General features: G+C 67.6%; 15 protein-coding genes. 14 read left to right on the top strand and 1 reads right to left on the bottom strand.

What is annotated here, in order from left to right; genetic code table 11:
- Window positions 1-91 precede the first annotated feature (91 nt).
- Window positions 92-571, bottom strand: a complete 480-nt coding sequence (locus FXN61_RS17595; RefSeq protein WP_167975153.1) for a carboxymuconolactone decarboxylase family protein — start codon at window positions 569-571, stop codon at window positions 92-94.
- A gap of 147 nt (window positions 572-718) precedes the next feature.
- On the opposite strand from FXN61_RS17595, the gene FXN61_RS17590 reads away from it, so the two are divergent.
- From FXN61_RS17590 to FXN61_RS17525, 14 genes are all read left to right on the top strand, one after another.
- Window positions 719-1594: an RNA polymerase sigma-70 factor gene (locus FXN61_RS17590; RefSeq protein ID WP_167975152.1), complete on the top strand. Its 876-nt coding sequence runs from the start codon at window positions 719-721 to the stop codon at window positions 1592-1594.
- A gap of 302 nt (window positions 1595-1896) precedes the next feature.
- Window positions 1897-2673, top strand: coding sequence for a CPBP family intramembrane glutamic endopeptidase (locus FXN61_RS17585; protein ID WP_167975151.1), 777 nt, complete (start codon window positions 1897-1899; stop codon window positions 2671-2673).
- Window positions 2673-3404 (top strand): LamB/YcsF family protein, encoded by a 732-nt coding sequence (locus tag FXN61_RS17580; protein ID WP_167975150.1) that lies wholly within the window; start codon window positions 2673-2675, stop codon window positions 3402-3404. Before FXN61_RS17585 ends, FXN61_RS17580 begins: the two co-directional genes overlap by 1 nt.
- Window positions 3405-3527: 123 nt before the next feature.
- Window positions 3528-3983 carry a 30S ribosomal protein S16 gene (gene rpsP, locus FXN61_RS17575; protein WP_167975149.1) on the top strand — a complete coding sequence of 152 codons (456 nt, stop codon included), beginning with the start codon at window positions 3528-3530 and terminating at the stop codon, window positions 3981-3983.
- Window positions 3967-4206, top strand: a complete 240-nt coding sequence (locus tag FXN61_RS17570) for an RNA-binding protein (RefSeq protein WP_030468017.1) — start codon at window positions 3967-3969, stop codon at window positions 4204-4206. The genes rpsP and FXN61_RS17570 overlap by 17 nt, the downstream gene beginning before the upstream one ends.
- 17 nt (window positions 4207-4223) lie before the next feature.
- Complete coding sequence (gene rimM / locus FXN61_RS17565; protein ID WP_167975148.1) at window positions 4224-4739, top strand: ribosome maturation factor RimM; 516 nt, start codon at window positions 4224-4226, stop codon at window positions 4737-4739.
- Window positions 4729-5475: a tRNA (guanosine(37)-N1)-methyltransferase TrmD gene (trmD, locus tag FXN61_RS17560; protein ID WP_167975147.1), complete on the top strand. Its 747-nt coding sequence runs from the start codon at window positions 4729-4731 to the stop codon at window positions 5473-5475. The genes rimM and trmD overlap by 11 nt, the downstream gene beginning before the upstream one ends.
- A 154-nt stretch (window positions 5476-5629) precedes the next feature.
- Window positions 5630-5989: a 50S ribosomal protein L19 gene (rplS, locus tag FXN61_RS17555; protein ID WP_167975146.1), complete on the top strand. Its 360-nt coding sequence runs from the start codon at window positions 5630-5632 to the stop codon at window positions 5987-5989.
- Between the two features lie 3 nt (window positions 5990-5992).
- Window positions 5993-6733, top strand: coding sequence for a signal peptidase I (gene lepB, locus FXN61_RS17550; RefSeq protein ID WP_167975145.1), 741 nt, complete (start codon window positions 5993-5995; stop codon window positions 6731-6733).
- 4 nt (window positions 6734-6737) lie between these two features.
- On the top strand, window positions 6738-7601 hold the full coding sequence (gene lepB / locus FXN61_RS17545; protein WP_167975144.1) for a signal peptidase I: 864 nt from the start codon (window positions 6738-6740) through the stop codon (window positions 7599-7601).
- On the top strand, window positions 7598-8389 hold the full coding sequence (locus FXN61_RS17540) for a ribonuclease HII (protein ID WP_167975143.1): 792 nt from the start codon (window positions 7598-7600) through the stop codon (window positions 8387-8389). Before lepB (FXN61_RS17545) ends, FXN61_RS17540 begins: the two co-directional genes overlap by 4 nt.
- Window positions 8389-8712, top strand: coding sequence for a DUF2469 domain-containing protein (locus tag FXN61_RS17535; protein WP_030468024.1), 324 nt, complete (start codon window positions 8389-8391; stop codon window positions 8710-8712). Before FXN61_RS17540 ends, FXN61_RS17535 begins: the two co-directional genes overlap by 1 nt.
- Before the next feature lie 153 nt (window positions 8713-8865).
- Window positions 8866-9237, top strand: coding sequence for a YraN family protein (locus FXN61_RS17530; protein WP_167975142.1), 372 nt, complete (start codon window positions 8866-8868; stop codon window positions 9235-9237).
- Window position 9238: 1 nt separating this feature from the next.
- Window positions 9239-10759 carry a YifB family Mg chelatase-like AAA ATPase gene (locus tag FXN61_RS17525; RefSeq protein ID WP_167975141.1) on the top strand — a complete coding sequence of 507 codons (1521 nt, stop codon included), beginning with the start codon at window positions 9239-9241 and terminating at the stop codon, window positions 10757-10759.
- Window positions 10760-11066: the final 307 nt, after the last annotated feature.

Genomic DNA, 11066 nt, shown 5'->3' with positions numbered 1-11066 from the left:
GGATCCACTTCTACAATCACCACCGAGCCCACTCCGCCATCGGAGGCAAGCCACCCATCACCCGGCTGACCAACCTCCCTGGACATCACAACTAGCTCTCGAACTGGGCCATCGCGCCGGTCTGGTACGAGCCGCCCTTCTGGTGCGTGATCACGGCCATCCGGTTGGCCGCGTTGATCAGCCCGACCAGGCACACCAACGCGGCGACCTGCTCGTCGTCGTAGTGCTTGGTCACCTTCGCCCAGGTCTCGTCCGACACGCCCTCGTGCGTGAGCCGCGTGCCCTCCTCGGCGAACTCCAGCGCTGCCTGCTCGGCCTCGGTGAACACCGTGGTCTCGCGCCAGCCGGCCACCAGGTGCAGCCGAAGCTCGTCCTCGCCGGCCGCGACGGCCTCCTTGACGTGCATGTCGATGCAGAAACCGCAGCCGTTCATCTGGCTCGCCCGCAGGCTGACCAGCTCGGCCGTGGTCTTCGGCAGCGGCGACTGGTGGACAGCCTGGCCGAGGCCGGCGAACCGCTTAGCGAGCTTGGCGCCGGTCTCGGTGGCGAAGAGGTTGAAGCGGGGTTCCATGATTTCCTCCCTCGTGGGTCTTGCTTGACGACCACGAGATGCCGCTGCCGCCTTGCGTGTGACAGCTCGTTTCTGTGACCCACGCCACTGTCACAAGCCGCGGTTCGCCGGTGTCTTGTGAGGGGACCCGTTTCCAGGAGGAGATCAATGCCCGACGCCACCGACACGTTCGTCAGCCACCGCAACCTGCTCTTCACGATCGCCTACGAGATGCTCGGCTCGGCCGCCGACGCGGAGGACGTGCTGCAGGAAACGTGGCTGAAGTGGTCGGGCGTCGACCAGTCCGTCGTCGAGAACCCCCGCGCCTACCTGGTCAGGATCGTGACCCGCCAGGCCCTGGGCCGCCTGCGCACGCTGGGCCGCCGCAAGGAGTCCTACGTCGGACCCTGGCTCCCCGAACCGTTGCTGACCACGCACGACGTGGCCGAGGACGTCGAACTGGCCGACAGCGTCTCGATGGCGATGATGCTCGTCCTCGAAACCCTCACCCCGACCGAACGTGCCGTCTTCGTCCTGCGCGAAGTCTTCGACCTGAACTACGACGAGATCGCTTCGGCGGTGGACAAGAGCCCCGCCGCCGTCCGTCAGATCGCCCACCGCGCACGCTCGCACGTGGCCGCCCGTCGCCCGCGCGAGGTGGTGACGCAGGCCGAGTCCCGCGAGGTCCTGGCGGCGTTCCAGCACGCGACCGAGACCGGTGATCTGCAGGCGCTGTTGAACCTTCTCGCCCCGGATGTCGTATTCCTCGGTGACGGCGGCGGCGTGAAGCAGGCCGTCACGCGTCCCGTGGTGGGTGCTTCGAAGGTGGCGCGCATGCTGCTCGGCGGCCTGACGAAGGTGGCGGGCTGGGTGATGGAACCGGCCCAGGTCAACGGGTACCCGGCGTTGATCTTCAAGTTCGACGGCGAGCTCGACACCGTGGTCGCTCTGCGCATCGACAACGGGCTGATCAGCGGCCTCTACGCGGTGCGCAACCCGGAGAAGCTCTCGCACATGGGGCAGGAGACGGCCCTGCGCCGCTGAGGTTTAGTCGCAGCCTTTGTGCGCCATCCGTTCACAGGAGGAAGGACATCCGGCGGGGACCCGATCTGACCATCTTTTGGCCAGACGCTTGGCCCGGTTCCGTCAGTGCCGCACAGTAGCCTCGGATTCGGGGGCGGCAATGTTCCCCCAAGGGGGATCGCGGTCCCCACTCCAAGCGTATCGCGAGGCACCGACAGCGCATCGGTGCTTCAGAAGCCGTCGATCGCGAGGTGAGTGATCATGAGAGTGTCACAGCCAGCTGTTGATCCGCAGGTAGCCGCGGCGTGACTAGATTGCAGAGCGTGAGTGAGCCGGAGTCCCTGAAGCCGAAGCGAGGCTTCATCGAAAGCGTGCGGGACATCAGCCGCAACCCGGAGCCCGAACGGGTCGGCCAGCGCTGGGGGTTCGGCGCGTTCCTTCTGGTGGAGGCCATCTTCATCCTAAGCGCCGTGTTCATCACGGCCATCGCGAGGCAGTTCGGCGTGAGCCTCGTCGAGTCGGTGGCGTTCGTGCTGGTCGGCTCGATCCTGCCGACGATCCTCGCGGCTGCCGCGGCCGTCGTGATCACGTACGTCAGAGGCAACGGCCCGAAGATCGACCTGCGTTTCACCATGACCAAGGAAGACCTGGCCATCGGCCTCAAGCTCGGCATCCTCGGCCTCGTGCTGACCTACTCCGCGGCCACCATCTGGGCGAAAGTCGTCGGCGAGGAGAACGCCACCAGTGCCGTCGGCGACCTGCTGTCCGGCTCGAACCTTCCGCTCGCCGCCGCGATCACGATGTTCCTCTACGTCAGCCTCATCGGGCCGGTCTGCGAGGAGATCATCTACCGCGGCCTGCTGTGGGGCGCGGTCGAACGTCAGGGCTGGAGCCGCTGGGCCGCGTTCGGGCTCACCACGGTGATCTTCGCGATCAGCCACTTCGAGCCGTTGCGGACGTCGTTGCTGCTCGTGATCGCCATCCCGATCGGCATAGCCCGCCTGATCACCCGCAGGCTCGGGGCGAGCATCGTGGCGCACGTGATGAACAACTTCCTGCCTGGACTCACCCTTCTCCTGGTTTCCGTCGGAGCCATGTGATGGACCTGAACAGCGACCTCGGCGAGGGTTTCGGCATCTGGAAGCTCGGCGACGACAACGCGCTCCTGGGCATCATCACCAGCGCGAACGTCGCCTGCGGCTTTCACGCCGGTGATCCGTCCACGATGCGCAAGGTCTGCGAAGAGGCAGCGAGGAACGGCGTCAAGATCGGCGCCCAGGTCTCCTACCGCGACCTCGCCGGCTTCGGACGGCGGTTCATCGACGCCGATCCCACCGAACTGGCCGACGAGGTGCTCTACCAAATCGGCGCACTCGACGCGTGCGCACGAGCAGCAGGCACCGAGGTCGTGTACGTGAAGCCACACGGTGCCCTCTACAACGCGACCGTCCACCACGAGAAGCAGGCCGAGGCCGTGGTCAACGGCGCCAAGGCGTTCAAAGACCTGCCCGTCCTCGGTCTTCCCGGCTCCCAGCTGCTCAAGAAGGCTGTGGAGGCAGGCCTCAGGCCGGTGCAGGAAGCGTTCGCCGACCGCGGCTACACCCCACACGGCACGCTGGTTCCGCGCAGCGAGCCGAACGCCCTGCTCACCAGCACCGCGCAGATCATCGAACGGGCGAAGCGCCTCCAGGACGGCGAGATCGTCGCGGTCGACGGCACCGTCATCAAAACCCAGGCGGAATCGCTGTGCGTCCACGGTGACACCCCCGGAGCGGTCGAGCACGCGCGAGCCGTGAAAGAGGCGCTGGGCACCGTCCGGGCGTTCACCTGAGCCCCGATTCGGATCCACCGGTCCCCATCTGGCACAATTGCCTGCTGTCCGTCGCGGTCGGCCCCTCTGCCCGGGCCGCGACTGTGCGAACCACCAACACAGAGTTCAAGGAGTACCAGGCCAGTGGCCGTCAAGATCAAGCTTCAGCGTCTCGGCAAGATCCGCCAGCCGTACTACCGCATCGTGGTCGCCGACGCGCGCACCCGTCGCGACGGCAAGGCCATCGAGACGATCGGCAAGTACCACCCGAAGGAAGAGCCGTCGTTCATCGCGGTCGACTCCGAGCGCGCGCAGTACTGGCTGGGTGTCGGCGCGCAGCCGACCGAGTCGGTCCAGCGTCTCTTCGAGATCACCGGTGACTGGCAGAAGTTCAAGGGCCTGCCGGGTGCCGAGGGCACCCTGAAGGTCAAGGAGCCGAAGCCGTCGAAGGCCGACCTGTTCGCTGCCGCGCTCGCCGCCGCGAACGAGGAGCCGATGACCGAGGCCACCACGCCGAAGGCGAAGAAGGCCAAGAAGGCCGAAGAGGCCCCCAAGGCTGACGCCGAGCGCCCAAGGACGAGGCGTGAGTTTGTTGGCTGACGCCCTCGAACACCTCGTTCGCGGCATCGTCGACCACCCGGACGACGTCCGGGTGAACCTCGTCACGACCCGCCGCGGCCGCACCCTCGAGGTCCACGTCCACCCGGACGACCTCGGCAAGGTGATCGGTCGTGGCGGTCGCACCGCGACGGCTCTTCGCACCGTGATGGCCGGCATCGGCGGTCGTGGTGTGCGGGTCGACGTCGTCGACACCGACCGCTGAACGAACTTCAAGGGCAAATGGACGTCGTCGTCGGCCGTGTGGCCAAGGCGCACGGGATCACCGGTGAACTCGCCGTTGACGTGCGCACCGATTCACCCGAAATGCGGTTCGCGCTTGGGGCGACCCTCCAGGCGAAGCTGCGTGACGGCACGTCCCGAAGCCTCACCGTGTCAGCCGCCCGGCCTCATGCCGGGCGGCTGCTCGTGCGTTTCGAGGAAGTCGTCACGCGCGATGTCGCGGAGTCGTTGCGTGGCACGTTGCTGCTGGGCAGCACCGACGACCTGCCGCCGACCGATGATCCCGACGAGTTCTACGACCACGAGCTCGAAGGGCTCACGGCCGAACTCGTCGACGGCACCAAGCTCGGCACGGTCAAGGAGATCCTCCACGGCCCCGGTGGCGAGCTGCTCGTGGTCATTCGTGACCGCGGCGAGGCGCTGATCCCGTTCGTGCGCGAGATCGTGCCCACTGTGGACGTTCGCGGCGGCCGTGTCGTGATCGATCCGCCAGAGGGCCTGCTCGATGCAGATTGACGTCATCACGATCTTTCCCGAGTACCTGGCGCCGATGCGCGCGGCGTTGCTCGGGAAGGCGATCGACAAGGGCCTGATCAGCGTCGGCGTGCACGACCTGCGTGACTGGACCCAGGACGTGCACAAGGCTGTCGACGACAGCCCGTACGGCGGTGGTCCCGGCATGGTCATGAAGGCCGACATCTGGGGTCCCGCGCTCGATGACGTGTGCACGGACGAGACGCGCCTGATCGTGCCGACGCCGGCTGGGCGTCCGTTCACGCAGGCAGTGGCGCACGAGTACGCGAACGAATCGCACCTCGTGTTCGCGTGCGGTCGCTACGAGGGCATTGACCAGCGTGTTGTCGATGACGCTTCACGGCGCGTGCGCGTCGACGAGGTGTCCATTGGCGACTACGTGCTCGTCGGCGGCGAAGTGGCAGTGCTCGCGATCGTGGAAGCGGTCGCCCGACTGCTGCCCGGCGTGCTCGGCAACCCGAAGTCGCACGCGGAGGACTCGTTCCAGGACGGGCTCCTCGAAGGCCCGAGCTACACGCGTCCGGAGGTGTGGCGCGAGCTGGCCGTGCCGGAAGTGCTGCGCTCCGGCAACCACAAGCTGATCAACCGCTGGCGGCGTGACCAGTCGCTCGTCAGGACCTTCGAAAGGCGTCCTGACCTGCTGGAATCGTTGCCGGAGGACGCGTTCGACAAGCACGACCGCGCCCTGCTCGCGCGCCTGCGCGAGGGCGGGGAGTAGCCCGATTTCATTCCGGAGTGCCTGGTCTGGCACACTGGAACAGTTGCCGCAGCCGGTTGTCATACCGGCATGCGCTCCTAGCCGACCCCCATCATGTCGTGCACTGTCATGGAACATGCTCTGGGGAGTTCACAGACACACGTGAGGACGACCGATGAACATCCTGGACGCACTTGACGCCCAGTCGCTGCGCTCTGACATCCCGAGCTTCCGCGCGGGTGACACGCTGAAGGTCCACGTCCGCGTCATCGAGGGCTCGCGCGAGCGCGTCCAGGTGTTCCAGGGCGTCGTGATCCGTCGCCAGGGTGGCGGCATCCGCGAGACCTTCACCGTCCGCAAGGTCTCCTTCGGCGTCGGCGTCGAGCGCACCTTCCCGGTGCACTCCCCGAACATCTCCGAGATCGAGGTCGTCACCCGCGGTGACGTGCGTCGCGCCAAGCTGTACTACCTGCGCGACCTGCGCGGCAAGGCCGCCAAGATCAAGGAGAAGCGCGAGGCCCGTCCGGTCTCCTGACCGGTGGCTTCGAGCCCAGAAGACTTCGAGGACGCCTCCGCACCGGACGAACCGGAGCGGGGGCGTACTCCTGTCTGGAGGGAAATCCTCTACGTCGTCGTGACGGCCGTCGTGCTGACGGTGCTGATCCAGGCGTTCGTGGCGCGGGTCTACGTGATCCCCTCGGCGTCGATGGAACGCACGCTGCACGGCTGCACCGGATGCGAGAACGACCGAGTGCTGGTCGACAAGATCACCTACCGCTTCGGTGACATCGAACCCGGCGAGGTGGTCGTCTTCCACGGCCCCGAGGCGTGGACCAGCAACGACTTCCGCATCGCGCAGTCCACGAATCCCGTTGCGCGCGTTGTGCAGAACATCGGTTCGTTGCTGGGCCTCGCGCCCGCGAACGAGCGCGACTTCGTCAAGCGCGTCATCGCGCTTCCCGGCCAGACGGTGATGTGTTGCGACGAGCAGCACCGTGTCGTCGTGGACGGCAAACCGCTCGATGAACCGTATGTGTACTGGCAGCCCGGCAGTTCGTCAGCGGACCACGAGCCGTTCGCGCCGATTCGCGTGCCGGACGGACGGTTGTTCGTGATGGGGGACAACCGGATGAACTCCACCGACTCGCGCAAACAGGGCGGCGGGGGCGTAGCGGGCACAGTGCCCGTCGAGAACGTCATCGGCAAGGCGCGATACGTCGTCTTCCCGAAAGATCGGTGGAGTGTTGTGTCGGATCACAACCCGCAGCCCCTAGGCTGATCTCGTGGTTGACGTCGATCCAGAGCAGACCCCGTCCAGCGACGAGCCGAGTTCGGACGCTTCGGATAAACCTTCGAAGAAGAAGAAAAAGGGCAACTTCTGGAAGGAACTGCCGGTCCTCATCCTGGTCGCGTTCGGCCTCGCGATCGGAATCCAGATCTTCCTCGGCCGTGTCTACATGATCCCGTCGGAGTCGATGGAGACGACGCTGCACGGGTGCACCGACTGCTACGGCGACCGTGTGCTCGTCGACAAGGTCACCTACCGCTTCACCGAGCCGTCGCCCGGCGACGTGATCGTGTTCCGCGGGCCGCCGTCGTGGCAGAACGACTTCATCTCCGCCGAGCCGGGCAACCCGATCTCGGAAGGGCTGTCGTGGCTCGGGTCGCTGATCGGGCTGCCGTCGGCGAACGAGGAGGACTTCGTCAAACGCGTGATCGCCGTCGGCGGGCAGACCGTGAAGTGCTGCGACGAGCAGAACCGCGTGACGGTGGACGGAAAGCCGCTGGACGAACCGTACAAGCACTTCGACGAGGGCACGCCGGCCGAGCAGGAGTCGTTCGAGGAGCTCAAGATCCCGGACGGCATGTTGTTCGTGCTCGGCGACAACCGCAACCACTCGTGCGACTCGCGGTGCCAGGGGCAGGGTGGGATCAACGGGCTGGTGCCGGTGGACAACGTGATCGGCAAGGCGCGTGTGATCGTGCTGCCTCCGTCGAGGTGGGGCGCGGTTTCCGACCACAACCCGCACACCGTGTCGATGGGTGCGCCGGGATGGCAGCAGAACGTCCCCATGGGCCTGGGTATCGTCGCTGCGTGGCCGCTTCTGCTGCTGGGACGTCGAGTGCGCGACCGATTCCGCCGATGACGATGCTGATGCCGCCTCGCGCGGTGGTGCGGGGCTCGGCGGGGAACTGGGCGTTGCAGGGCACGCTGGAGCGCCGGGGGCTGGGCCCTGTCGCCGGTGTCGACGAGGCCGGGCGTGGTGCCTGCGCCGGTCCGCTGGTGATCGCGGCGTGCGTGCTGCGGCCGGGCGACTCGGCGCGGTTCGAGGGCCTGAACGACTCGAAGCTGATGACGGCTTTGGCGCGCGATCGGATGTACGACCTGGTGCTGAAGCGTGCCGTGGATCACTCGGTGATCGTCGTGTCGCCGGCAGAGGTCGACTGGCTGGGCATTCACGTCATGAACATCGAGGGCATGCGGCGCGCGGTGGCGCAGATGTCGACGCATCCTGGGTACGTGCTGACCGACGGCTTCAAGGTGCCGGGGATGCCCGCGCCGAACGTGGCGGTGCTCAAGGGCGACCAGGCCGCCGCGTGCGTGGCGGCGGCGTCTGTGCTGGCCAAGGTCACGCGGGACCGGATCATGGCCGATCTGCACTCGCAGCACCCCGAGTACGGGTTCAACGTGCACAAGGGCTACTGCACACCGGAGCACACGGCAGCGTTGATGGAGTACGGGCCGTGTGCGGAGCATCGCTGGTCGTATGTAAATGTGGCAGCGGCGGCTGCGAAGCACGGGCTCGCCGCGCCGCACAAGGTGGCGCGCGGCACGACCGTGACGGCCGTGGTCCAGAATGATGCAACCCCGGCCGACGCCGGGGAGCTCGCGACGAGTGAGGGCGCGGAGCAGATGACCCGCGCGGAGGCGTAATGAGTGCAGAGGATCTCGAGAAGTACGAGACCGAGATGGAGTTGTCGCTGTACAAGGAGTACCGCGACATCGTCAGCCAGTTCTCGTTCGTCGTGGAGACCGAACGTCGTTTTTACCTGGCCAACTCGGTGGACGTGCAGGTGCGCAACGCCGACGGCGAGGTGTACTTCGAGGTGCGCATGTCGGACGCGTGGGTGTGGGACATGTACCGCCCGGCGCGCTTCGTGAAGAACGTTCGTGTCATCACGTTCAAGGACGTGAACGTGGAGGAACTGGACAAGCCGGACCTTCGCCTGCCGGAAAGCGGGCCGTTCCCCACATAGCACACCCCACCGACAATTCCGCCGTTTCAACATCGACAACGGCCGACTTGTCCACAGCCGCTGAGTTGTCCACAGATTCCCCTCAGCCCCGCCACCCGCCCCGCCCCACCCTGCAAGGTCGTACCCAACGACCCGCAGGGAGGCGAGGCAGTGGTGGCACAGGCACTGGTCGAGACCAGGCAGCAGGAGCTGGGCCGGCAGGGCGAAGACCTGGCGTGCAGGTACCTGGAGGGGCAGGGCCTGGTGGTCCTGTCGAGGAACTGGGCGTGCCGGGACGGCGAGCTCGACGTCGTGGCCGTGGAAGGCGACCGTCTGGTCGTCTGCGAGGTCAAGACCAGGTCCGGCCCCGTCTGGGGCCGGCCGGACGAGGCCGTGGACGAACGCAAGCTGTCCCGCCTTCGCCGAACAGCCCTGCGCTGGCTGGCCGCGCACGGCGTCGGCTGGTGCAACGTCCGCGTCGACCTGATCTCGGTCACCTGGCCCGCTGACGGCGAAGCACGCCTGCAACACCTGCGGGGAGCCTGACATGGGCCTGGCGCAGGCGTGGTCCGTCGCCCTCTACGGCGTCGACGGCCTGGCGGTCGAGATCGAGGCCGACGTGGGTGTGGGCCAGCCCCGTACCCATCTCCTCGGGCTTCCCGATGCTTCTTTGCACGAGTCGAAGGAGCGGGTGAAGGCCGCTGTCCGCAACAGCAAGGAGGAGTGGCCGAAGCAGCGCATCGTCCTGGGCCTGTCCCCTGCGAACCTGCCCAAGGGCGGCAGCAGCTACGACCTGGCGATCGCCTGCGCCACCCTGGCCGCCGCCGGCTCGATCCCGTGCGAGCGCCTGGCCACCACCGTGCTGCTGGGCGAACTGGCCCTGGACGGCCGAGTGCGCCGGGTCCGAGGGGTTCTCCCCGCATTGCTGGCAGCCCGCCGCGCGGGCCTCACCACGGCCATCGTCCCGGTGGACGTCCTGCCAGAGGCGGCTCTGGTCGACGGCGTGGAGGTCCACGGCGCCCTGACCCTCTCCGAGGTCCTCTCCTGGCTGCGCGCCGAGGGCGTGACGCTGCAACCTCCACCGGAGGCGGAGGACCCACCGCTCGGCGAACTTCCGGACCTGGCCGACGTGGTGGGCCAACCGGAAGCCCGCTGGGCCCTGGAAGTAGCCGCGGCCGGCGCCCACCACCTGCTTTTGACGGGCCCACCGGGCACCGGCAAGACGATGCTCGCCGAACGCCTGCCAGGCCTGCTCCCACCGCTGACGCGCCAGGACGCCCTGGCCGTGACCGCGGTCCACTCGGTAGCCGGCGTCCTCTCGTCCGACTATCCACTGGTGGCCAGCCCGCCGTTCGTGAACGTCCACCACACGACGTCGATCGCGGCCCTGATCGGCGGCGGCAGCGGGATGGCGAAGCCGGGCGCAGCCTCCCGAGCCCACAAGGGCGTGCTCTTCCTCGACGAGGCCTGCGAGTTCGGCCAGAAAACGATCGACACCCTCCGCACGGCCCTGGAAGACGGCGAAGTCCGCATCCCCCGCCGAGACGGCATAGCCCGCTACCCGGCCCGCTTCCAGCTGATCCTCGCCACCAACCCGTGCCCCTGCGCCCCGCCGAAGGAAATCGACTGCATCTGCACCACCACAGTCCGCCGCCGCTACCAGTCCCGCCTCTCCGGCCCCCTGCTGGACCGCGTGGACCTCCGCGTCCGCATGAGAGCGACGACAGCCATGTCCAACGCCGACGCCACCCCACCAGAACCAACAGCCGTAGTCCGCGAACGCGTCCTCAAAGCCAGATCGCGAGCCGCCACCCGCTGGTCCGCCCACGGCCACACCTGGCCCACCAACGCCGTAGTGCCAGGCCCAGCCCTACGCCGCGAGTTCGCCCTACCGCGCCAAACCACAGCACTACTGGACCGAGCCCTGGCCACCGGCGCCTTAACAGGCCGAGGAGCCGACCGCTGCCTACGAGTCGCCTGGACCCTGGCCGACCTGGCCGAGTCCGACCGCCCCACCGCCGACCACGTAGCCGCAGCCCTCCACTTCCGAGAACGTCGCGCGCCCTAACCCCAACTCCCGGCATAGGCACTGCAGACCCGCTGGCGCCCACCGGCTGCCAACCGGCTGGTGCCCACCCGACGGCACCAACCGGCCGGTAGGCAACCGGCCTGCGGTGCGCTCGACCGCCACCAACCGACGAGTTCTCGACTAAACCGCGGCCAACGCGCCGGCATCAGCTCACCAGCAGCCCGGCCAGACCGCTCAAGACCGCCGGACGCAGGCCCGGTCCTGTCCTCCGTGCCTGCTTCCGGCCGAGCGGGGCGCCAGTTCACCCCTTGACAGGCGCCCCGCTCACCCCTCGCACCGCAATCCA

The sequence above is a fragment of the Lentzea indica genome (genome assembly GCF_012184385.1).
Lineage (GTDB): Bacteria > Actinomycetota > Actinomycetes > Mycobacteriales > Pseudonocardiaceae > Lentzea > Lentzea indica.
The sequence above is the reverse complement of the archived record's forward strand: the minus strand, read 5'-3'. Positions and strand labels throughout refer to the sequence as shown.